General features: G+C 67.4%; 29 protein-coding genes. 2 read left to right on the forward strand and 27 right to left on the reverse strand.

All coding sequences use genetic code 11. The annotated features are described in order from the left end of the window. Nucleotides 1–19 precede the first annotated feature (19 nt). Together METY_RS03560 and METY_RS03565 are read left to right on the forward strand one after the other, a co-directional pair. Nucleotides 20–1,186, forward strand: a complete 1,167-nt coding sequence (locus METY_RS03560) for a DUF3616 domain-containing protein (protein WP_103120009.1) — start codon at nucleotides 20–22, stop codon at nucleotides 1,184–1,186. A gap of 367 nt (nucleotides 1,187–1,553) precedes the next feature. After that, on the forward strand, nucleotides 1,554–1,937 hold the full coding sequence (locus METY_RS03565) for a hypothetical protein (RefSeq protein ID WP_103120010.1): 384 nt from the start codon (nucleotides 1,554–1,556) through the stop codon (nucleotides 1,935–1,937). 57 nt (nucleotides 1,938–1,994) lie between these two features. Here the strand turns inward: METY_RS03565 and METY_RS03570 are convergent, their stop codons facing one another. The 27 genes from METY_RS03570 to rplV all read right to left on the reverse strand — a co-directional run bounded on the left by METY_RS03570 (nucleotide 1,995) and on the right by rplV (nucleotide 18,369). Beyond that, complete coding sequence (locus METY_RS03570; RefSeq protein WP_200819586.1) at nucleotides 1,995–3,278, reverse strand: RluA family pseudouridine synthase; 1,284 nt, start codon at nucleotides 3,276–3,278, stop codon at nucleotides 1,995–1,997. 67 nt (nucleotides 3,279–3,345) lie between these two features. Next, on the reverse strand, nucleotides 3,346–3,720 hold the full coding sequence (gene crcB / locus METY_RS03575) for a fluoride efflux transporter CrcB (RefSeq protein ID WP_103120011.1): 375 nt from the start codon (nucleotides 3,718–3,720) through the stop codon (nucleotides 3,346–3,348). Then, the gene (locus METY_RS21005) at nucleotides 3,717–4,007 is read right to left on the reverse strand and encodes a type II toxin-antitoxin system RelE/ParE family toxin (RefSeq protein WP_160147299.1); all 291 of its coding nucleotides are present in this window, start codon (nucleotides 4,005–4,007) and stop codon (nucleotides 3,717–3,719) included. Before METY_RS21005 ends, crcB begins: the two co-directional genes overlap by 4 nt. Next, nucleotides 4,004–4,228 (reverse strand): hypothetical protein, encoded by a 225-nt coding sequence (locus METY_RS21010; RefSeq protein ID WP_160147300.1) that lies wholly within the window; start codon nucleotides 4,226–4,228, stop codon nucleotides 4,004–4,006. The genes METY_RS21005 and METY_RS21010 overlap by 4 nt, the downstream gene beginning before the upstream one ends. A 103-nt stretch (nucleotides 4,229–4,331) precedes the next feature. Continuing rightward, nucleotides 4,332–5,636, reverse strand: coding sequence for a replication-associated recombination protein A (locus METY_RS03585; protein ID WP_103120013.1), 1,305 nt, complete (start codon nucleotides 5,634–5,636; stop codon nucleotides 4,332–4,334). A 4-nt stretch (nucleotides 5,637–5,640) separates the two neighbouring features. After that, entirely contained in the window at nucleotides 5,641–7,041 is a 1,401-nt protein-coding gene (locus tag METY_RS03590; protein WP_103120014.1) for a DegQ family serine endoprotease, read from the reverse strand. 154 nt (nucleotides 7,042–7,195) lie between these two features. Beyond that, entirely contained in the window at nucleotides 7,196–7,615 is a 420-nt protein-coding gene (gene rplQ, locus METY_RS03595) for a 50S ribosomal protein L17 (RefSeq protein WP_020185767.1), read from the reverse strand. 51 nt (nucleotides 7,616–7,666) lie between these two features. Further along, entirely contained in the window at nucleotides 7,667–8,701 is a 1,035-nt protein-coding gene (locus METY_RS03600) for a DNA-directed RNA polymerase subunit alpha (protein ID WP_200819593.1), read from the reverse strand. Between the two features lie 105 nt (nucleotides 8,702–8,806). Beyond that, nucleotides 8,807–9,196, reverse strand: coding sequence for a 30S ribosomal protein S11 (gene rpsK / locus METY_RS03605; protein ID WP_020185769.1), 390 nt, complete (start codon nucleotides 9,194–9,196; stop codon nucleotides 8,807–8,809). 157 nt (nucleotides 9,197–9,353) lie between these two features. Continuing rightward, nucleotides 9,354–9,722 carry a 30S ribosomal protein S13 gene (gene rpsM, locus METY_RS03610; protein WP_103120016.1) on the reverse strand — a complete coding sequence of 123 codons (369 nt, stop codon included), beginning with the start codon at nucleotides 9,720–9,722 and terminating at the stop codon, nucleotides 9,354–9,356. A gap of 194 nt (nucleotides 9,723–9,916) precedes the next feature. Then, entirely contained in the window at nucleotides 9,917–10,516 is a 600-nt protein-coding gene (locus METY_RS03615; protein ID WP_103120017.1) for an adenylate kinase, read from the reverse strand. Then, the gene (gene secY / locus METY_RS03620; RefSeq protein WP_103120018.1) at nucleotides 10,513–11,850 is read right to left on the reverse strand and encodes a preprotein translocase subunit SecY; all 1,338 of its coding nucleotides are present in this window, start codon (nucleotides 11,848–11,850) and stop codon (nucleotides 10,513–10,515) included. The genes METY_RS03615 and secY overlap by 4 nt, the downstream gene beginning before the upstream one ends. A gap of 109 nt (nucleotides 11,851–11,959) precedes the next feature. Next, complete coding sequence (rplO, locus tag METY_RS03625; protein ID WP_103120019.1) at nucleotides 11,960–12,442, reverse strand: 50S ribosomal protein L15; 483 nt, start codon at nucleotides 12,440–12,442, stop codon at nucleotides 11,960–11,962. A gap of 16 nt (nucleotides 12,443–12,458) precedes the next feature. Next, nucleotides 12,459–12,692 (reverse strand): 50S ribosomal protein L30, encoded by a 234-nt coding sequence (rpmD, locus tag METY_RS03630; protein ID WP_020185774.1) that lies wholly within the window; start codon nucleotides 12,690–12,692, stop codon nucleotides 12,459–12,461. Between the two features lie 27 nt (nucleotides 12,693–12,719). Further along, a complete protein-coding gene (gene rpsE / locus METY_RS03635; protein WP_020185775.1) occupies nucleotides 12,720–13,289 on the reverse strand; it encodes a 30S ribosomal protein S5 in 570 nt (189 codons plus the stop codon). 27 nt (nucleotides 13,290–13,316) lie between these two features. Then, the gene (rplR, locus tag METY_RS03640) at nucleotides 13,317–13,676 is read right to left on the reverse strand and encodes a 50S ribosomal protein L18 (protein WP_103120020.1); all 360 of its coding nucleotides are present in this window, start codon (nucleotides 13,674–13,676) and stop codon (nucleotides 13,317–13,319) included. Nucleotides 13,677–13,688: 12 nt separating this feature from the next. Next, complete coding sequence (rplF, locus tag METY_RS03645) at nucleotides 13,689–14,222, reverse strand: 50S ribosomal protein L6 (protein ID WP_103120021.1); 534 nt, start codon at nucleotides 14,220–14,222, stop codon at nucleotides 13,689–13,691. A gap of 38 nt (nucleotides 14,223–14,260) precedes the next feature. Continuing rightward, on the reverse strand, nucleotides 14,261–14,659 hold the full coding sequence (gene rpsH, locus METY_RS03650) for a 30S ribosomal protein S8 (protein ID WP_024816392.1): 399 nt from the start codon (nucleotides 14,657–14,659) through the stop codon (nucleotides 14,261–14,263). 10 nt (nucleotides 14,660–14,669) lie between these two features. Continuing rightward, nucleotides 14,670–14,975: a 30S ribosomal protein S14 gene (rpsN, locus tag METY_RS03655; protein WP_020185779.1), complete on the reverse strand. Its 306-nt coding sequence runs from the start codon at nucleotides 14,973–14,975 to the stop codon at nucleotides 14,670–14,672. A gap of 12 nt (nucleotides 14,976–14,987) precedes the next feature. Further along, entirely contained in the window at nucleotides 14,988–15,545 is a 558-nt protein-coding gene (gene rplE / locus METY_RS03660; protein ID WP_103120022.1) for a 50S ribosomal protein L5, read from the reverse strand. Next, nucleotides 15,538–15,855, reverse strand: coding sequence for a 50S ribosomal protein L24 (rplX, locus tag METY_RS03665; RefSeq protein ID WP_103120023.1), 318 nt, complete (start codon nucleotides 15,853–15,855; stop codon nucleotides 15,538–15,540). The genes rplE and rplX overlap by 8 nt, the downstream gene beginning before the upstream one ends. Continuing rightward, nucleotides 15,855–16,223 (reverse strand): 50S ribosomal protein L14, encoded by a 369-nt coding sequence (gene rplN / locus METY_RS03670; RefSeq protein WP_103120024.1) that lies wholly within the window; start codon nucleotides 16,221–16,223, stop codon nucleotides 15,855–15,857. The genes rplX and rplN overlap by 1 nt, the downstream gene beginning before the upstream one ends. A gap of 88 nt (nucleotides 16,224–16,311) precedes the next feature. Then, nucleotides 16,312–16,584 carry a 30S ribosomal protein S17 gene (gene rpsQ / locus METY_RS03675; RefSeq protein ID WP_020185783.1) on the reverse strand — a complete coding sequence of 91 codons (273 nt, stop codon included), beginning with the start codon at nucleotides 16,582–16,584 and terminating at the stop codon, nucleotides 16,312–16,314. A gap of 10 nt (nucleotides 16,585–16,594) precedes the next feature. Next, nucleotides 16,595–16,804: a 50S ribosomal protein L29 gene (gene rpmC, locus METY_RS03680; RefSeq protein WP_103120025.1), complete on the reverse strand. Its 210-nt coding sequence runs from the start codon at nucleotides 16,802–16,804 to the stop codon at nucleotides 16,595–16,597. An 11-nt stretch (nucleotides 16,805–16,815) separates the two neighbouring features. Next, nucleotides 16,816–17,229: a 50S ribosomal protein L16 gene (gene rplP, locus METY_RS03685; protein ID WP_103120026.1), complete on the reverse strand. Its 414-nt coding sequence runs from the start codon at nucleotides 17,227–17,229 to the stop codon at nucleotides 16,816–16,818. 23 nt (nucleotides 17,230–17,252) lie between these two features. Beyond that, on the reverse strand, nucleotides 17,253–17,969 hold the full coding sequence (rpsC, locus tag METY_RS03690; RefSeq protein WP_103120027.1) for a 30S ribosomal protein S3: 717 nt from the start codon (nucleotides 17,967–17,969) through the stop codon (nucleotides 17,253–17,255). Nucleotides 17,970–17,979: 10 nt separating this feature from the next. Beyond that, the gene (rplV, locus tag METY_RS03695) at nucleotides 17,980–18,369 is read right to left on the reverse strand and encodes a 50S ribosomal protein L22 (protein WP_020185787.1); all 390 of its coding nucleotides are present in this window, start codon (nucleotides 18,367–18,369) and stop codon (nucleotides 17,980–17,982) included.

The raw sequence follows: 18,369 nt of genomic DNA on the forward strand, positions 1-18,369 counted from the left end.
ACGATTCCGGGAGATCCGAATGGCCGAGACTTCGCCGACCGCCTCCGCGCAGGCGCGCGCCGCCAAGCTCGTGGGGCGCCTGCCGCTGGCGTTCCATGACGACGACCCGAACGCCGAGAAGGCGCTACACGAGGACATTTCGGCGATCGTGGCCATGGGCGACGGCGAAAGCCTGTGGGTCGGCGTCGACGAGGGCGCCTCGCTTGAACGGCTCGTCGCGCGGCGCGATCCGGACGGCGCGGTGATCGGCTATGGCGGCCACGTGCGGTTCGACCTTCACGACTTCTTCGACTTCCCTTCGGACGCGAGCGAAGAGGCGGACGTGGAGGGCTTGTCGATCGCGGACGGCTATCTCTGGGTCGTCGGCTCCCACAGCCTGAAGCGCAAGAAGCCGAAGCACGGCGATCACCCCGACGAGGCGCTGGAGCAGCTCACGAAGGTGCAGCGCGAGGCGAACCGCTTCCTGATCGGGCGCATTCCGATCGCCGCAGGCGACCGGCCGGGCGCGCCAACGCTGGCGGCCAAGGCGCCCGCGCTCGACGGCGGGAAGCGCAAGCGCCGCTCCGGCGCGCTGCGGATGGGTCGCAAGCACAGCCCGCTGTCGAAGCTGCTCGCGAAGGACGTGCACCTCGGCCCGTTCCTCTCGATCCCGTCGAAGGACAACGGCTTCGACGTCGAGGGCCTCGCGGTGCAGGGCGAGCGGGTCTTCCTGGGTCTGCGCGGACCCGTGCTGCGCGGATGGGCGATCGTGCTCGAGCTCCGGATCGTCGCGACCAGCAAGCGACGGCTGACGCTGAAGCCCGTCGACGACGACGGCGCGCTCTACCGCAAGCACTTCCTCGACCTCGACGGCCTCGGCGTGCGGTCGCTGCTGGTGCAGGGGAACGACATGCTGCTGCTGACGGGCCCGACGATGGACCTCGACGGACCGGTGCGGCTGCACCGCTGGCGGAACGCGCTGCTCGCCCACGACAGCTCGGTCATCCCGCGCGAGGAGGTCGCGCCGATCCTCGACCTGCCGTTCGGCGAGGGCGTGGACCACGCCGAGGGCGCGACGATCTTCGCTCTTAGGCCGGGAGCGAAGCCGACGCTGGTCGTCGCCTACGACAGCCCCTCCCCCGCGCGCGTGCTGCCGAGCGGCCAGGGCGCGCTGGCCGACGTGTTCGAGCTGCCGGATCTGACCTGAACCTCAGCGAGCCGGCCGCCGGGGCGACGCAGACGGCGGACCCTTCGCCGGCGCATGCGTCCCCGGGGCCAAGGAACGCTGTGAGGCCGGCGACGTCGCGCCCTTCATCGAGGCCGCGAGTACGGGATGCAACAGTCACTGAGGGTGAAGCTCGGCGCCATGGATACGCGGCGCGCCCCGATCGATTGAAACGCCTTGTCGCCAATGGAAATCGATCTGCCTTGCGGCGTTGCTCGGTCGCGGGGGAGATAATCGCCTACTGGATCGCAGGATCAATTCTCTGGCGCGGCTTGAAATCCAGTTTGAACTGCGGCATGTCACATATCGTCTATCGACAACATATGAGTTTTTCATAAGGAGACGATCGATGCTGCATGACGACGGTTTGCCCATTACGTCCTACGGCGCGGAAGGTCACTGGGGCTTCATGGGTCCCGACGCCGGCTATCCCGTCGTGACCGAGCCGGGCGGGTTCGACTGGCAGGTGTTCGTCGAAGGCGTCAACGCGACCGGCCGCGAGCAGGCCTACGATCCGCTGCACGCCGAGGACATGATCCCGGGGATGGTCTCTTCTGTGATCTTCGCGATCGATCTCCCGGACGTCTCGTACGAGGCCCCGAGTGGGTCGTTCGACTTCGGCGGCGGGGCCGGCGGCTTCTCAGGCGGCGGCTCGTCCGGCGGCGGCGGCTCGGTCGGCGTCGTGACGGTCGGCCCGATCGAGACCGTGTCGGTCGAGACGGAAGCCGAGTAACCCGCAGCCTCGCATTCTCCACGGCCGCCCCGAGGGGCGGCCGTTTTCATGAAGGCCTCAGTCTTCCGGCGCGTCGATGATCGGGTCGTACTCGCTGGCGTCGAAGCCCAGCAGGTTCCAGGACTGCTGCATGTGCGGCGGCAGCGGCGCCGAGACGTCCAGCATGTCGCCGCTCGGCAGCGGGATCACCAGCCGGCGAGCCAGCAGGTGCAGCCGGTTCTGGATGCCGCCCGGAAGCTCCCAGTTCTCGATGTTGAAATACTTCGGGTCGCCGACGATCGGATGCCCGATGTGGGCGCAGTGCGCGCGGAGCTGGTGCGTGCGGCCGGTGACCGGCTTCAGCGACAGCCAGGACATCTTCTGCCCCACCTGGTCGACGACGGCGTAGTAGGTCAGCGCGTGGCTGGCGCCGGCGTCGCCGTGGGAGGCCACCTGCATGCGCTCGCCCTCGGGGCCATCGCCTTCGCCCTTCGCGAGATAGGTCGAGATGCGGCCCTGCTTCACCCGCGGAACGCCGGGGGCGAGCGCCCAGTAGACCTTGCGCGCCGCGCGGGAGCGGAAGGTGCGCGCGAGCTCGGAAGCCGCGAGCCGGGTCTTGGCCGTCACCAGCACGCCCGCGGTGTCCTTGTCGATGCGGTGGACGAGGCGCGGCTTCTGGCCGGAGCGGTCGGTGAGCGCCGCCAGCATCCCGTCGACGTGCCGCACCGTGCCCGAGCCGCCCTGGACCGCGAGGCCGAAGGGCTTGTTCAGGACGAGAACCTCTCGATCCTCGTAGAGCGTGATCGACCGCAGGAACTCGGCGTCCTTGTCGCTGGCGCTGGGCCTGCGGACGGCGGGCGCGGCGACGACGCCGTCCTCGTCTTCGGCGCCTTCGCTCTCGTCCTTCAGCGGGGGGACGCGAACCACCATGCCGGCGGAGAGCCTCGTCGCCGTCTTGGCGCGCGCGCCGTCGACTCGGATCTGACCGGTGCGGCAAAGCTTCTGGAGATGGCCGAAGGCGAGCGCCGGGAAACGCTCCTTGAACCAACGGTCGAGCCTCAGCCCCTCCTCGGCCTCGCGCACCGGGATCGCCTGCACGCCCGCCGCCTTCCCCGGCAGCGCCGGCAGCGCCCGCGCCGCGAGCTCGACGCTCTTCTCGACGAGCGTGCGATGCCCGGCCGGCTTCGCCGCGGCCTTCGCCGCCGGCTTTCCGGCGGAGGCGGACCCCGGCTTGCGGAAGGCCGCGCTCGCGGCGCTCCGCTGCGCCGCCCGGGTCGGCTTGCCGTCAGGCCGCTTCCCCGGCGCCGCGGGACGGCGGGAGCCTGAGGTGGATTTCGGCCCCCGGGGGGTGCGTTGCGCCATGGGATCAGCTTTCAGTGTCGGATCAACCGGAATGGAAACCCCGGGTTAACCCAGCGTTGCGCCTGGATTAACCCAGCGCGCGCCCGAGCGCGAGGCCCCCGACGAGGGCGGCGATCGAAACGGCGACCGAGGCGATCACGTAGACCGCCGCCGCGCTCCCCTCGCCGCGCTCCCAGAGCGACACCGCGTCGAGCGAGAAGGCTGAGAAGGTGGTGAACCCGCCGAGTACGCCGGTCATCAGGAACAGCCTGGCCTCGCTCGATCCGCCGCGGAGCGTCAGCAGCGCGGCAAGCAGCCCCATCACGAAGCCGCCCACGACGTTGACCGTCAACGTGCCCCAAGGAAAGCCGGGACCGAAAGATCTGAGAGTCCACAGGTTTACGCCGTAGCGCGCAAGGGAGCCGATAGCCCCGCCGAGGGCGACGAGAAGGGCCGGGATCATGGTTTGGTCCGTGTCGATGGATGGCGGGCCGCATGGAAGACGCCGAGGATGTCGACGTAGTCCTCTCGCATACGATAGACGACGATGTAAGGCAGACGCGGAACCAGAAGCTCGTAGGAGCCCCGCCGCCGGCCGCGCCGTCCGCTGAGCGGAAACGCCTCAAGCCGCGAGACGGCCTGTCCGATGCGGTCGAGGACGCGGCCGGCCGCAATCGGATCGTCTTGACCGATGTGATCGCCGATCGCCCGAAGATGATCACGAGCGCGCGCCGTGTAGCGGACGATCACCGCCGATAGCGCGCGAAAAACGCCTCCATCTCGTCGGCGGAGACGTAAGGCCCATCTTCCGCAAGCGCCTGATCTACTTCCGTAAGCTGCTGCTCGGTCAGTTGCGGCTCGCCGGAAAGCTCGGCGTCCGCCGCGTCGATTAGCATGCGTGCGATCTCGTTCTGCCGATCCTCGGGCAGGTCTGCGAGCCGCCTTACGGCGTCGGCCATCAACCTGGTCACCGGCCTCTCCGCCATCTTTCCCGGCTCGACGCCCATCTTCCCGATCCTGCCGACGTGAGAACCTCGCCAATCTACCACATCGGCGTGCGCGCTTCGAAGGGCGTCAGCTGCGCTCCGCTCGCAGCTTCGCCCAGTAGTCGAGCCGCTTCCTGAGCTCGCGCTCGAAACCGCGGTCCGGCGGCTCGTAGAACGTGCGGCGGCCCATCGCCTCGGGGAAGTAGTCCTGGCCGGAAAACGCCTCCGGCGCGTCATGGTCGTAGGCGTAACCGGAGCCGTAGCCCTCGGATTTCATGAGCTTCGTCGGCGCGTTCAGGATGTGCTTCGGCGGGACGAGAGAGCCATGCTCCTTCGCCGCCGCCCGGGCCCGCTTGTAGGCGACATAGACTGCGTTCGACTTTGGAGCGGTCGCGAGATGCACCACGCATTCGGCCAGCGCCAGCTCTCCCTCCGGCGTGCCGAGCTGCTCGTAGGCGTCGCGGGCGGCGATGGCGACCACCAAGGCCTGAGGGTCGGCCAGGCCAATGTCCTCGGACGCCATCCGGATCAGCCGTCGGGCGAGGTAGAGCGGGTCTTCGCCCGCGTCGAGCATCCGCGCCAGCCAGTAGAGGGACGCGTCCGCATCGGACCCGCGAACCGATTTGTGCAGCGCGGAGATGAGGTTGTAGTGGCCGTCCGAGGACTTGTCGTAGATCGGCGCCCGGCGCTGGACGACGTCCTGCACCCGTGTCGAGTCGAAGACCTCGCCGGGGCGGGCCGCGCGCCAGATTTCCTCCGCGAGCGTCAGCGACGCGCGGCCGTCGCCGTCCGCCATCCGGATCAGCGCCGCGCGGGCCTCCGCGTCCAACGGCAGGGGGCGCTCCTCGATCGCTTCAGCGCGGGCGAGCAGCCCCTCGATCGCCTCGGCGTCGAGCGATTTGAACACCAGCACCCGCGCGCGCGACAGCAGCGCGGCGTTCAACGCGAAGGAGGGGTTCTCGGTGGTCGCTCCGACGAGCGTGACCGTCCCGTCCTCCATCACGGGAAGAAAGCTGTCCTGCTGCGCCTTGTTGAAGCGGTGAATCTCGTCGACGAAGAGGAGCGTCCCCTGCCCCATCGCGCGCCGGCCGCGGGCGGCGTCGAACACCTTCTTCAGGTCCGCGACCCCGGTGAAGATCGCCGAGATCGGCTCGAAGGCGAGGTTGGTGGCGTTGGCGAGCAGCCTGCCGACCGTGGTCTTGCCCGTGCCCGGCGGCCCCCAGAAAATCAGGCTGCCGAGCGACCCCGCGGCGACCAGACGGCCGAGAGCCCCGTCGGGTCCGAGAAGGTGATCCTGCCCGATGACCTCCCCAAGCGCCTGCGGCCGCAGACGGTCCGCAAGAGGCCGCGGCGCTTCGCGCTCGAGACCCGCCGCCTCGAACAGGTTCGCCACGCGTTCAGCCTCCGAACACGCTAGTGAAGGTCCGGCCGCCGCGTTCGATGGTCACCTTCCAGTAGCGGGGATTGGAACCGGAGAGTTTGGCGAGATCGGCCGAAGACCCGACCTTCTGGTCGTTGATCTCACGGACGACGTCCCCCTTCTGAAAGCCGAGCTGCTGCGCGGCCGAGCCCTCCGCGGCCTCCATCACGACGACCCCGCGCAGGCCATCATCCAAGGACAGCTCCTCGGTGAGCGCGGGCGAGAGGTTCGCGACCGTTGCGCCGGCGAAGGGCGAGTAGCCGCGGATCGTGCGCGCGTCCCGGGCGGGCGTCTCAGGCGCTGCGGCGAGCGCGATCTTGACCGTCCGCTCCTTCGCGGCGCGCGCGAGCGTGATCTCCGCTTCGCCGCCGAGCGGCCGGGTGGCGAAGCGATAGGTGAAGCCCTCGACGTCGTCGATAGGCCGGCCATCGACCGCCGTGACGAGATCGCCGGACTCGACGCCGGCCTTCGCCGCGGGCGAACCGGGCGAGACGTTCGCCACCAGCGCCCCGGCCGGCCTCTTGAGGCCCAGGCTCTCCGCGATGTCGGGCGTCACGGTCTGGAGCGAGGCGCCGAACCACGGCCGGGCGACCGCCTTCGCGCCGGACCGGGCCGACGCCAGCACCACGCGGACCATGTTCGACGGGATCGCGAAGCCGATGCCGACCGATCCGCCGGACTGCGAGAAGATCGCCGTGTTGATGCCGATTAGCGCGCCGTCCATGTCCACGAGTGCGCCGCCGGAGTTGCCGGGGTTGATGGCGGCGTCGGTCTGAACGAAGGACTGGTACGCCCCGTCGCCCACTTGGCTGCGGGCCAGCGCCGACACGATCCCGGACGTAACAGTCTGGCCCACGCCGAAGGGATTGCCCACGGCAAGCGTCAGGTCGCCCACCTGGAGGGCGTCGGAATCCGCGAGCGATAGCGTCGGGAACTTCTCCGAGCCGTCGCCGATCTTCAGCACCACGAGGTCCGTCCGCTGATCCTTGAGCAGGATCTTGGCCTCGAACTCCCGCTTGTCGGACAAGGCGACCCGCACCTCCGTCATGCCCTCGACGACGTGGTTGTTCGTGACCACCAGCCCGTCCGCGCCCACTATCACCCCGGAGCCGAGCGATCGGGCTACCCGTTCCCGCGGCACGCCCCGGCCGCCGCCGAAGAATTGCCGGAAGAAGGGATCGTCGAACAGCGCGTTCCGCCGCTGCTCCGTCCGGGAGGCGTAGATGTTGACGACGGCCGGCGTGACGTGCGCGACGACCGGCGCATAGGACAGCTTGATCTCGCTCCGGTTCTCCGGCGCGCGGCGATCCTGGGCGCCCGCCGGCCCGAGGCAGGCGAACACGAGCGCAGGAACAAGAAGCAGGCGCGTCAGCGACATGGGCGGCTCGATCGGTCGTTGGAGACGAGGCTTCACATAGTGCGCCTGCGCCGAGGACGGAAGTTGGGGCGCTCGCTCCGTCAGCCGCTTGCGCGAACGCGAAAAGGGCGACCGTCGCCGGCCGCCCTTCTCAGATCCGCGATCGCCCGCCTGATCAGGCTGCGGCGCTCTCCGCCTCGGCGCGCGCCCGGTCGGACTTGCCCTTGGCGTCCACGTCGCGGTCGACGAACTCGATCACGGCGACCGGCGCGTTGTCGCCGTGGCGGAAACCCGCCTTCAGGATGCGCAGGTAGCCGCCGTTGCGGGCGCTGTAACGCGGGCCGATCGTCTCGAACAGTTTGCGCACCGTCGGGATGTGGCGCAGCTCGGCGATCGCCTGGCGACGGGCGTGCAGGTCGCCGCGCTTGGCGAGCGTCACCAGCTTCTCGACGACCGGACGCAGGTCCTTCGCCTTCGGCAGGGTGGTGACGATCTGCTCGTGCTCGATCAGCGACAGCGCAAGGTTGGCGAACATCGCCTTGCGGTGGCTCTGCAGCCGGTTGAAGCGGCGACCCCGCTTGCCGTGCATGGACATGACTTCTTCTCCTTCAGGCCCGCGCCTCTAGAGGCTGACGAGGCCGAACCCTCAGTAGTGTTCTTCGAAACGCTTGGCGAGCTCGTCGATGTTGTCCGGCGGCCAGCCGCCGACTTCCATGCCGAGATGGAGACCCATCTGCGCCAGCACTTCCTTGATCTCGTTCAACGACTTGCGGCCGAAGTTCGGAGTCCGGAGCATCTCGGCCTCGGTCTTCTGGATCAGGTCGCCGATGTAGACGATGTTGTCGTTCTTCAGGCAGTTCGCCGAACGGACCGACAGCTCCAGCTCGTCGACCTTCTTGAGCAGCGCCGGGTTGAAGGCGAGCTCCGGGATCGCGGACTGGACGCTCTCCTTCTTCGGCTCCTCGAAGTTGACGAAGACCTCGAGCTGGTCCTGCAGGATGCGGGCGGCGTAGGCCACCGCGTCGTCCGGCGTGATCGAGCCGTTGGTCTCGACCGTCAGCGTGAGCTTGTCGAAATCGAGGTTCTGGCCCTCGCGCGTGCTCTCGACGCGGTAGGAGACCTTCTTCACCGGCGAGTACAGGCTGTCGACCGGGATCAGGCCGATCGGCGCGTCCTCGGGGCGGTTGCGGTCCGCCGGGACGTAGCCCTTGCCGGTGTCGACGGTGAACTCCATCCGGATCTCGGCGCCCTCGTCCAGGGTGCAGAGCGCCAGCTCGGGGTTCAGGATCTGGACGTCGCCGACGACCTGGATATCGCCCGCAACGACCTGGCCCGGGCCCTGCTTGCGCAGAACCATGCGCTTCGGACCCTCGCCCTGCATCTTGATGGCGATGTCCTTGATGTTCAGGACGATGTCGGTCACGTCCTCGCGGACGCCGGGAATCGACGAGAACTCGTGAAGCACGCCGTCGATGTGAACCGAGGTCACCGCCGCGCCCTGAAGCGACGACAGCAGGATTCGGCGCAGCGCGTTGCCGAGCGTCAGGCCGAAGCCGCGCTCGAGCGGCCCGGCCACCATGGTCGCCGTACGCTTGCCGTCGCCGCCTGGAGCGACCTCAAGCTTGTTCGGCTTGATCAGGTCTTGCCAATTTTTCTGGATCACGACTGCACCCTTCGTCAGTCAAACGCGGAGATCCGCTAGTCACCGCGCCGGCCGGCCCCGATGGGCCAAGCCTCGAAACGAACATGCGCCCCGCGGAACGGGGCGCAGGCGACGACAAGCGCGTCAGACGCGACGGCGCTTCCGCGGCCGGCAACCGTTGTGCGGGATCGGCGTCACGTCGCGGATCGAGGTCACCATGAAGCCCGCGGCCTGAAGCGCGCGGAGAGCCGATTCGCGCCCGGACCCCGGACCCGAGACTTCGACTTCGAGCGTCCGCATGCCGTGCTCGGCGGCCTTCTTCGCCGCGTCCTCGGCCGCAACCTGCGCGGCGTAGGGGGTCGACTTGCGCGAGCCCTTGAAGCCCTGCGCGCCGGCCGACGACCAGGACACGGTGTTGCCCTGCGCGTCGGTGATCGTGATCATCGTGTTGTTGAACGTCGCGTTCACGTGGGCGACGCCCGACGCGATGTTCTTGCGCTCGCGACGGCGAATGCGCTGGGCTTCCTTGGCCATGTGGCTCTCTGTCCTTCAAGCGCGCCCGTCGTTCCAGGCGCTCGGGAGATATTCGTCAACCCGGAACGACCGGGATCGTGCGTTGAGCGTCCTCTCGCGAGGACGATCCCGGACGCAGCGCGCCCGGGACCTTCGCGGCGAAACCGCCGCGCGAAAATTACTTCTTCTTGCCGGCGATCGGCTTCGCCTTGCCCTTGCGGGTGCGGGCGTTGGTGTGCGTGCGCTGGCCGTGGACCGGCAGGCCGCGACGGTGGCGCAGGCCGCGGTAGCAACCGAGATCCATCAGGCGCTTGATGTTCATCGCGACTTCGCGGCGCAGGTCGCCTTCCACGATGTAGTCGCGATCGATGGTCTCGCGAATCTGGATGACCTCGGCGTCGGTCAACTGGTTGACGCGACGCTCGGCCGGGATGGCGACCTTCTCGCAGATCTCGGTCGCCTTCTGAGCGCCGATGCCGTGAATGTACTGAAGCGCGATGATCACGCGCTTGTTCGTCGGAATGTTGACGCCGGCAATACGTGCCACGTGTACTCTCCATATGGCCGGCTATGACGCCGGTGATGAGCGCGCGTCCGGTGGAGGCCGGCCCATGCGCGCGAACGACAGCAGGACGAAACGGCGAGGCTCGAAAGCCCCGCGACCTCTCCTGTTATCGGTGAGGGGTTGCGCGTAGCGCCTCGCGGCGCTCGCGTCAAGTTTTTTCCAAATGATAACGGGTCTTACGACGCCGTCGCCCGGGCATCCGCGAGCAGGCTGTCGATTTCTCGGGTCACGGTCCCGATCGGGGCCATCCCGTCCACCGACGCGTAAACGCCCCGCTCCTTGTAGAACGGCTTCAGCTGCGCGGTTACGTTCCGGTAGTCGGCGATGCGCTTCCGCACGACCTCGGGCGCGTCGTCGCTCCGCGTCGGCTTGCCGGCGGCCGCGGCCTCGCGGGCCCGGCGCTCGACGCGCTCCAGCAGCGCCTCCTCGTCGACGGAGAGTTCAATGACCTGGTCCAGCTTCAGGCCTTTCGCCTTGAGCATGGCTTCAAGCGCCTCCGCCTGAGTCAGCGTGCGCGGGAAGCCGTCCAGGATGAAGCCGTTCCGCGCGTCCGGCTCATCGATCCGGTCCGCTACGATCTGAACCACCACTTGGTCGGGCACCAATTCGCCGCGGGCCATGAGGTCCTTCGCCTTGAGACCGACCGGCGTGCCGGCGGCGACGGCCGCGCGCAGCATGTCGCCGGTGGAAAGCTGCACGATGTTGTGCGCTTCGACCAGACGCTCGGACTGCGTGCCTTTACCGGCGCCGGGGGGGCCGAGCAGAATCAGTCTCATCGACGCTTTCCTTTGAGCCGTGCCTTCTTGATGAGGCCCTCGTACTGCGCAGCGTACAGATGACCCTGCACCTGCGCCACCGTGTCCATCGTGACCGAAACCACGATCAGGAGCGATGTGCCGCCGAAGTAGAACGGCACCGCCGCGTAGGAAATCAGGATCTCGGGGATCAGGCAAACCGCCGCGATGTAGGCCGCGCCGACGACCGTGATGCGGGTCAGCACATAGTCTATGTATTCGGCCGTGCGCTCGCCCGGGCGGATGCCGGGGATGAAACCGCCATACTTCTTCAGGTTGTCGGCGGTCTCGTTCGGATTGAACACGATCGCCGTGTAGAAGAAGCAGAAGAACACGATCAGGCCGACGTACATGACCATGTAGAGCGGCCGGCCATGCGCCAGGTAGGTCGTCATGGTCGTCAGCCAGCCCGACCCGCCGCCCGCGGCGGAGAAGTTCGCGATCGTCGTCGGCAGCAGCAGCAGCGACGAGGCGAAGATCGGCGGGATGACGCCGGCCGTGTTGAGCTTCAGCGGAAGATGCGAGCTTTCGCCGCCGGTCATCCGGTTCTGCGACACCTGCCGCTTCGGGTACTGGATCAGCAGGCGCCGCTGGGCGCGCTCCATGTAGACGATCAGCGCGATGACGGCGATCGCCATGACCACGACGCCGAGGATCAGCGCGGTCGAGATCGCGCCCTGCCGGCTGAGCTCGAGCGTGCCCGCAATCGCGGCCGGCAGCTCCGCCACGATCCCGGCGAAGATGATGAGCGAAATGCCGTTGCCGATGCCGCGCGCGGTGATCTGCTCGCCGAGCCACATCAGGAACATGGTGCCCCCGGTCAGGGTGATGACCGTCGAGATGCGGAAGAAAAGGCCCGGATCCACCACGACGTTCGCCTGCCCCTCGAGGCCGACGGCGATGCCGTAGGCCTGGACGGTGGCGAGCAGCACGGTGCCGTAACGGGTGTACTGGTTGATGATCTTGCGGCCGGCCTCGCCCTCCTTCTTGAGGGCTTCAAGGTGCGGCGAGACCGAGGTCATCAGCTGCACGATGATGGAGGCCGAGATGTAGGGCATGATGGCGAGCGCGAAGATCGCCATACGGCCGACGGCGCCGCCCGAGAACATGTTGAACAGGCCGATGATGCCCGTCGACTGCTGGCGGAACACTTCGGCGAGGGCCGCGGGGTTGATGCCCGGCAGCGGGATGTAGGTGCCGAGGCGATAGATCAAAAGCGCGCCAAGCGTGAACCAGATGCGCTTTTTAAGCTCGCCCGCCTTCGAGAAAGCGGAGAAGTTCAGGTTCGCAGCAAGCTGCTCTGCCGCCGACGCCATCGATCGCCTCGTCTTTCCGATACGCTTCGCGTGACCAGCCCCCTCGACGACGACGCCCCCCGGGGACCGGGAGGCGTTCGAAAGGTCGGCCGGCCGTCAGATGGGGACGTCAGGCGGCGTCCGCATCCTTCACGGGCGCAAGCAGCGTCACCTTGCCGCCGAGCTTCTCGATCACGTCCGCGACCGATTTGGACACGGCGTAGACCTCGAGATCGACCTTGGTGGTCAGCTCGCCGCGGCCGAGCACCTTCACGCCGTCCTTCTTCTTGGACAGCACGCCGGCCTCGATCAGAGCGGCCTCGGTCACGGGCTTGCCCGCATCCAGCTTGCCCGCGTCCAGCGCCTGCTGAAGGCGCGCAAGGTTGACCTCGTTGAGGTCCGTCGCGAACAGGTTGGTGAAGCCGCGCTTGGGCAGACGCCGGTAGAGCGGCATCTGACCGCCCTCGAACGCCTTGATGCGGACGCCGGTGCGGGACTTCTGTCCCTTCACGCCGCGACCGCCGGTCTTGCCCTTGCCGGAGCCGATGCCGCGACCGACGCGGATACGGTCCTTGGTGGCGCCCGGGTTGTCCCGGAGATCAGTCAGTTTCATCACGTCTCTCCAGCGCTCAGCGGGCGTCGTCTTCGACGCGCACGAGGTGAGCGACCTTCGCGATCATTCCGCGCACGGCCGGGGTGTCGGCGAGTTCGCGGCGCTTGCCGATCCGGCCGAGGCCGAGGCCGACGAGGGTCGCATGCTGGTCCGCGGGACGGCGGGTCGAGGAGCCGGTCTGGACGACCACGACCTGACCGCCCTTCGCGGCTTTCGCCGCGCGGCCCTTCTTGTTTTCAGTGACGGCCATGATCAGCCTCCTTCAACGAACGGGTGATCAGCCTTCGGCCACGGCGTCGGCGTCGACGTCGCGACGACGAGACTGCAGCGTCGAGACCTTCAGGCCGCGGCGGGCGGCGACGGAGCGCGGGCTGTCCTCGTTCTTCAGCGCGTCGAACGTGGCCCGCACCATGTTGTACGGGTTCGACGAGCCAAGCGACTTGGCGACGACGTCGTGGACGCCGAGCGTCTCGAAGACGGCGCGCATCGGACCACCGGCGATGATGCCCGTGCCCGCCGGAGCGGCGCGCAGGACCACCCGACCGGCGCCGTGGCGACCGTCGACGTCGTGATGCAGCGTACGGCCTTCGCGCAGCGGCACGCGGATGAGGCCGCGCTTGGCGCTCTCCGTGGCCTTGCGGATCGCCTCAGGCACCTCGCGGGCCTTGCCGTGACCGAAGCCGACGCGGCCCTTCTGGTCGCCGACGACGACGAGCGCGGCGAAGCCGAACCGGCGTCCGCCCTTCACGACCTTCGCGACGCGGTTGATGTGGACCAGCTTGTCGACGAACTCGCTGTCGCGCTCTTCGCGGTCGTTCCGGCGGTTGTCTCTGGGCTCACGAGCCATGTCTTATCCTCTCGCCTCGAGCGGGCTTCAGAAGTTGAGCCCGCCCTCACGGGCGGCCTCGGCCAGGGCCTTGACCCGGCCGTGATAGATGTACGAGCCGCGGTCGAACACCACGTCCTTCACGCCGACGGCGGCGGCGCGCTCCGCCACCAGCTTCCCGACCGCAGTCGCGGCCGCGGTGTCGGCGCCGGTCTTCTCGCCGCGCAGCGTCTTGTCCAGGGTCGACGCGGCCGCGAGGGTCACGCCCTTCGCGTCGTCGATGACCTGAGCATAGATGTGCTTCGAGGAGCGGAACACCGACAGACGGGGACGCCCATTGGCGGCCGTAAGAAGGCTCCGGCGCACGCGCGCCTTCCGGCGCGCTTCAGTCGCGAGATTTTTCGCCATGGTTCCGGGCCCTTACTTCTTCTTGCCTTCCTTGCGGAAGATGAACTCGCCCGCGTACTTGACGCCCTTGCCCTTGTAGGGCTCAGGACCGCGGAACTCGCGGATCTCGGCCGCCACTTGGCCGACGCGCTGCTTGTCAATGCCGGAGACCAGAATCTCCGTCGGCTTGGCGCACTTGATGTCGATCCCTTCCGGGATCGGGTACTTGATGTCGTGGCTGTAGCCGAGAGCGAGAACGAGGTCCTTGCCCTGAACCGCGGCGCGATAACCCACGCCGTTGATCTCCAGCTTCTTTTCGAAGCCCTTGGTGACGCCCTCGACGAGGTTCGACACCATGGTGCGCGACATGCCCCACTTGGAGCGCGCGCCCTTGGTCTCGTCGCGCGGCTGGACGGACACCTTGCCGTCCTTGAACTCCACCACGACCTCGTCATGGACCCGGAAGGCGAGCTCGCCCTTCGGACCCTTCACCTTGACATCCTGCCCGTCCACGGCCGCGGTCACGCCCGACGGCACGTCGACCGGCTTCTTGCCGATGCGCGACATAACGCTCTCCTAATCCTGCGGGAAACCCTTCGCCAGCGTCAGAAGACGCGGCAAAGGATCTCCCCGCCCACGTTGTTGTCGCGGGCGTCGTGATCCGCCATCACGCCCTTCGGCGTGGAGAGGATCGAGATGCCGAGGCCGTTGGCCACGCGCGGAAGGTTTTTGACCGAGGCGTAGACCCGACGGCCCGGCTTCGACACCCGCTGGATTTCGCGGATGACCGGCGCGCCGTCGTAGTACTTCAGCTCGATCTCAAACTCCGTGCGGCCGTTGGCCATCTCGGTCTGGGTGTAGCCGCGGATGTAGCCTTCCGCCTGCAGCACGTCCAGCACATGCTGGCGCAGGCGCGAGCCGGGCGTCGAGCACGAGGTCTTGTTCCGCATGTGCGCGTTGCGGATGCGCGTCAGCATATCGCCGAGGGGATCAATCATTGACATGGATCCCTCCTCACCAGCTCGACTTCAGGAGACCCGGAACCAGGCCCTTCGAGCCCAGATCGCGGATCGCGATGCGCGAGATGCCCAGCTTGCGGTAGTACGCACGCGGACGACCCGTCACTTCGCAGCGATTGCGAACGCGGGTCTTGGACCCGTTCCGCGGAAGCTCGGCGAGCTTGAGGCGCGCGGCGAAGCGCTCCTCGAGGTCCAGGCTCTCATCCTTGGCGATAGCCTTCAGCTCCGCCCGCTTCGCAGCGAAACGGTCCACGAGCTGACGACGCCGGTTGTTCTTCTCGATCGCGCTCTTCTTAGCCATGCGATCCTCCCGTCACTGCCTGAAGGGGAAGTTGAAGGCGCGCAGCAGGGCGCGCGCCTCGTCGTCAGACTTCGCCGTCGTGCAGACGATGACGTCCATGCCCCACACCTGATCGATCTTGTCGTACTCGATCTCGGGGAACACGATGTGCTCCTTGATGCCCATGGCGAAGTTGCCACGGCCGTCGAAGCTCTTCGGGTTCAGGCCGCGGAAGTCGCGAACGCGCGGAAGCGCGATCGTGACCAGGCGATCCATGAACTCGTACATGCGGGCCCGGCGCAGCGTGACCTTCGCGCCGACCGACTGGCCTTCGCGCAGCTTGAAGGTCGCGATCGAGGTGCGGGCCTTCGTCACGACCGGCTTCTGGCCGGCGATCTTGGTCAGCTCGCCGACCGCGTTCGTCACCTTCTTGGAGTCGGCGACGCCTTCGCCGATGCCCATGTTGATGACGATCTTGTCGATCGTCGGAACCTCGAACGGGTTCTTGTACCCGAACTCCTCGATCAGCTTCGGCCGAACGACGTCGGCGTAAAGCTTCTTGAGGCGCGGCTCGTAAGCGGTCTCAGCCATCGATCTGATCTCCCGAACGCGCCGCGACGCGAACCTTGCGGCCGTCGTCCAGGACCTTGAAGCTGACGCGCGTCGCCTTGCCGTCCTTCGGGTCGGCGAGCGCGATGTTGGACAGGTGGATGGCGGCCTCCTTGGAGATGATCCCGCCTTCCGTCGTCTGGGTCTGGCGCGTATGGCGCTTCACCACATTGACGCCGCGCACCACGGCGCGCTCGTCCTTGGGGAGCACCTGCAGCACTTCGCCGGTCTTGCCCTTGTCCCGGCCTGCGAGAACGACGACCTTGTCGCCCTTCTTGATCTTCGCGGCCATCACAGCACCTCCGGCGCGAGCGAAATGATCTTCATGTGGTTCTTGGCGCGGAGTTCGCGCGGAACCGGTCCGAAGATGCGGGTGCCGACGGGCTCTTTCTGGTTGTTGATCAGCACGGCCGCGTTGCGGTCGAAGCGGATCACGGAACCGTCGACGCGGCGCACGGCCTTCGCGGTGCGAACGACGACGGCCTTCATGACGTCGCCCTTCTTCACGCGGCCCCGCGGAATCGCCTCCTTGACCGACACCACGATGATGTCGCCCACACCGGCGTACCGACGGCCTGCGCCGCCGAGAACCTTGATGCACATCACTCGCTTGGCGCCGGAATTGTCGGCGACGTCGAGGTTGCTCTGCATCTGAATCATGGCCTTAAGCCTTTCTCATTCGCCCGGACCGGTATCCCCGAAGTTCGGTGGGGACCTCGCCCGGCGGGCCTTGGATTTCAGATGATCGTCACTCGGTCGGGGCCGGCGCCGAGGCGTCCGCATCGACCGACGCGTCGGGTCGGACGACCCAGCGCTTCAGCTTCGAGATCGGCCGGCTCTCCTCGATCCACACGAGGTCGCCGACCTTGAACAGGCCCTGCTCGTCGTGGGCGTGGTAGTGCTTCGACCGCCGCACCGTCTTCTTCAGAAGCGGGTGCGTGAACCGACGCTCCACTTTGACCACGACGGTCTTGGCGTTCTTGTCGGAAATGACCGTCCCGAGAAGGACTCTCTTCGGCATGATGTCCTCCTCAGGCCTTTGCTTCCGCCTCCGCACGCTTCGCCGAAGCGACGGTGCGGATGCGGGCGATATCACGGCGCACCTGGCGCACGCGAGCGGTATTCTCGAGCTGGCCCGTGGCGCGCTGGAAACGGAGGTTGAACTGCTCCTTTTTCAGCTTCACGAGCTCGTCGTCGAGCTGGTCGACCGACAGGGTCTTAAGGTCTTGAGCCTTCGCCATGACGTCCTCCCTCACTCGGCGATGCGTTGAACGAAGCGCGTGCGAATCGGCAGCTTCGCAGCCGCGAGCGCGAGCGCTTCCTTGGCGATCTCGATGGACACGCCGTCGATCTCGAACATGATGCGGCCCGGCTTCACCTTGGCGGCCCAGTAGTCCGTCGCGCCCTTGCCCTTGCCCATGCGGACTTCGGTCGGCTTCGACGTCACCGGAACGTCGGGATACACGCGGATCCAGACGCGGCCGGCGCGCTTCATGTGACGGGTCAGCGCGCGACGGGCGGCCTCGATCTGGCGCGCGGTGATGCGCTCCGGCTCGAGCGCCTTCAGGCCAAACGCGCCGAAGTCGAGGTTGAATCCGCCCTTCGCAGCGCCGCTGATGCGACCCTTGAACTGCTTGCGGAACTTGGTCTTCTTCGGTTGCAGCATGACTTAGACTCCGAGGCTCCCGATCACGCCGCGTCGCGGCGGTTCGGACGGCCACCGCCGCCGCCGCCAGCCGACTCTTCGGACAGACGACGATCCTGGGCCATGGGATCGTGCTCCATGACCTCGCCCTTGAAGATCCACACCTTCACGCCGCAGGTGCCCATCGCGGTCTTCGCGGTGGCGACGCCATAGTCGACGTCGGCGCGCAGCGTGTGGAGCGGCACGCGACCTTCGCGGTACCACTCGGTGCGGGCGATCTCAGCGCCGCCGAGACGGCCGGCGCAGTTGATGCGGATGCCTTCCGCGCCGAGGCGCATCGCGGACTGAACCGCGCGCTTCATGGCGCGACGGAACGCGACGCGGCGCTCGAGCTGCTGCGCGATCGACTCGGCGACCAGCGTCGAGTCGATCTCGGGCTTGCGCACCTCGACGATGTTGATGTGCACCTCGGACGAGGTCATCGAGCCGACCTTCTTGCGAAGCTTCTCGATGTCCGCGCCCTTCTTGCCGATCACGATGCCCGGGCGGGCGGAATAGATCGACACGCGGCACTTCTTGTGGGGGCGCTCGATGACGATCTTCGAGACGGCCGCCTGCTTCAGATCCTTCAGCAGGGCGTCGCGGATCTTGATGTCCTCGTGCAGAAGCTTGCCGTACTCACCCTTGCCGGCGAACCAGCGCGAGTCCCACGTGCGGTTGATGCCGAGCCGAAGCCCGATCGGGTTGACCTTGTGACCCATCGTCTTCTCCTCAGGCCTTCGCCGCGTCGCGCTCGACCTGACGAACGACGATCGTCAGGTGCGAGAACGGCTTCTGGATGGTGCCGACGCGGCCACGGGCGCGGGGGCTGAAGCGCTTCATGACGATCGACTTGCCGACAAACGCCTGGGAAACGACGAGATCATCCACGTCGAGGTCGTGGTTGTTCTCGGCGTTGGCGATCGCGCTCTCGAGCGTCTTCTTCACCTGTCCCGCGATCCGCTTGCGGGAGAAAGTTAGGTCGGCCAGAGCCGTCTCGACCTTCTTGCCACGGATCAGCTGCGCGACGAGGTTCAGCTTCTGCGGCGAGATGCGAACCATCCGCAGCACAGCCTTCGCCTCGTTCTCGGGAAGCGCGCGCTCGCGTGCCTGCTTGCCCAT

Source organism: Methylopila sp. Yamaguchi, from assembly GCF_002897035.1.
Lineage (GTDB): Bacteria > Pseudomonadota > Alphaproteobacteria > Rhizobiales > Methylopilaceae > Methylopila.

Coding starts and splice junctions, on each gene's coding strand:
- rpsH (WP_024816392.1), bottom strand. CDS start 14,659: ATGTCAATGATTGATCCCCTCGGCGATATGCTGACGCGCATCCGCAAC.
- crcB (WP_103120011.1), bottom strand. CDS start 3,720: ATGATCCCGGCCCTTCTCGTCGCCCTCGGCGGGGCTATCGGCTCCCTT.
- rpsK (WP_020185769.1), bottom strand. CDS start 9,196: ATGGCCAAGGAAGCCCAGCGCATTCGCCGTCGCGAGCGCAAGAACATC.
- rpsE (WP_020185775.1), bottom strand. CDS start 13,289: ATGGCTCGTGAGCCCAGAGACAACCGCCGGAACGACCGCGAAGAGCGC.
- METY_RS03590 (WP_103120014.1), bottom strand. CDS start 7,041: ATGTCGCTGACGCGCCTGCTTCTTGTTCCTGCGCTCGTGTTCGCCTGC.
- rpsQ (WP_020185783.1), bottom strand. CDS start 16,584: ATGCCGAAGAGAGTCCTTCTCGGGACGGTCATTTCCGACAAGAACGCC.
- METY_RS03570 (WP_200819586.1), bottom strand. CDS start 3,278: ATGGCGCAACGCACCCCCCGGGGGCCGAAATCCACCTCAGGCTCCCGC.
- rplN (WP_103120024.1), bottom strand. CDS start 16,223: ATGATTCAGATGCAGAGCAACCTCGACGTCGCCGACAATTCCGGCGCC.
- rpmC (WP_103120025.1), bottom strand. CDS start 16,804: ATGGCGAAGGCTCAAGACCTTAAGACCCTGTCGGTCGACCAGCTCGAC.
- rpmD (WP_020185774.1), bottom strand. CDS start 12,692: ATGGCCGTCACTGAAAACAAGAAGGGCCGCGCGGCGAAAGCCGCGAAG.
- rplP (WP_103120026.1), bottom strand. CDS start 17,229: ATGCTGCAACCGAAGAAGACCAAGTTCCGCAAGCAGTTCAAGGGTCGC.
- rplV (WP_020185787.1), bottom strand. CDS start 18,369: ATGGGCAAGCAGGCACGCGAGCGCGCGCTTCCCGAGAACGAGGCGAAG.
- rplR (WP_103120020.1), bottom strand. CDS start 13,676: ATGGCGAAAAATCTCGCGACTGAAGCGCGCCGGAAGGCGCGCGTGCGC.
- rpsC (WP_103120027.1), bottom strand. CDS start 17,969: ATGGGTCACAAGGTCAACCCGATCGGGCTTCGGCTCGGCATCAACCGC.
- rplQ (WP_020185767.1), bottom strand. CDS start 7,615: ATGTCCATGCACGGCAAGCGGGGTCGCCGCTTCAACCGGCTGCAGAGC.
- rpsN (WP_020185779.1), bottom strand. CDS start 14,975: ATGGCTAAGAAGAGCGCGATCGAGAAGAACAACCGGCGTCGTCAGCTC.
- secY (WP_103120018.1), bottom strand. CDS start 11,850: ATGGCGTCGGCGGCAGAGCAGCTTGCTGCGAACCTGAACTTCTCCGCT.
- METY_RS03565 (WP_103120010.1), top strand. CDS start 1,554: ATGCTGCATGACGACGGTTTGCCCATTACGTCCTACGGCGCGGAAGGT.
- rplE (WP_103120022.1), bottom strand. CDS start 15,545: ATGGCTGAGACCGCTTACGAGCCGCGCCTCAAGAAGCTTTACGCCGAC.
- METY_RS03560 (WP_103120009.1), top strand. CDS start 20: ATGGCCGAGACTTCGCCGACCGCCTCCGCGCAGGCGCGCGCCGCCAAG.
- rplF (WP_103120021.1), bottom strand. CDS start 14,222: ATGTCGCGCATCGGCAAGAAGCCGGTCGACGTGCCGTCGGGCGTGACC.
- METY_RS03615 (WP_103120017.1), bottom strand. CDS start 10,516: ATGAGACTGATTCTGCTCGGCCCCCCCGGCGCCGGTAAAGGCACGCAG.
- rplO (WP_103120019.1), bottom strand. CDS start 12,442: ATGAAACTGACTGATCTCCGGGACAACCCGGGCGCCACCAAGGACCGT.
- rplX (WP_103120023.1), bottom strand. CDS start 15,855: ATGGCCGCGAAGATCAAGAAGGGCGACAAGGTCGTCGTTCTCGCAGGC.